This window comes from Mesorhizobium sp. M1E.F.Ca.ET.063.01.1.1 (assembly GCF_003998155.1).
Classification (GTDB): Bacteria; Pseudomonadota; Alphaproteobacteria; order Rhizobiales; family Rhizobiaceae; genus Mesorhizobium.
On the sequence record NZ_RZSC01001372.1, the window covers coordinates 1 to 767 of the forward strand.

General features: G+C 65.1%; 1 protein-coding gene and 1 pseudogene. Both read left to right on the top strand.

Going from position 1 to position 767, the window contains the following annotated elements; all coding sequences use genetic code 11:
* Positions 1–551, top strand: a pseudogene (locus EOA29_RS38660) (secretin); the annotation flags it as partial.
* Positions 552–555: 4 nt separating this feature from the next.
* The coding region (locus EOA29_RS38665; protein WP_127222528.1) for a hypothetical protein at positions 556–767 on the top strand (212 nt) is incomplete at its 3' end.

A 767-nucleotide genomic window follows, 5' to 3' on the forward strand; every position in this document is an offset into this window, starting at 1 on the left:
CCTACAAGAAATACGGCGTCGGCCTGGATTTCACGCCGACCGTTCTCAAGGACGGGCTGGTCAGCCTCGACATCGCGCCGGAAGTATCCTCGATCGACACTTCTGCCTCCATCGAGGTCAGCAGCGGCATTTCCATCCCGGCCTTCATCGTGCGCCGGGCCAAGACCTCGGTCGACCTGAAGAATGGCCAGAGCTTCATGATCGCCGGCCTTTTGCAGTCGCAGAACGACATCACCACCTCGCGCCTGCCGGGGCTCGGCAAGCTGCCGGTGCTCGGTCCGCTGTTCTCCTCGAAATCCTATCAGCGGCGCGAGACCGACCTGGTGATCATCGTCACGCCTTACCTGGTCAAGCCGGTCGATCCGTCGAAGAAGATGGTCGAGCCGACCGACGGGACGCGGCCGGCAAGCAATGTCGACTACTTCCTGAACAACACCGAGGAAGTGAATGCCTCGGCGCCCAAGCGCCCCGTGGCGCTGGCCGACGGCAGTGCAGCCCGCCCGGTGGCCGCCACGACGTCCGGTCACTTCCTCGATCTGCCGAAGGATTGAGCCCATGCGTCTGGCTCCTTGCATCGCCTTGCTGCTCGCCGGCGCCCTCGCCGGGTGCACCAGCGACGACTACGTGCGCACTGAAGGCGTGACGCCGGCGGCCGGCAACGCCCAGGCGTCCAACACGGTCATGCAGATGGTCGACCCCTGGCAGTACGGCGTCCAGAACACCAGGCTTCTGGTTCCGGCGCAGAGCGCGAGTTCCTCGACCAGTGC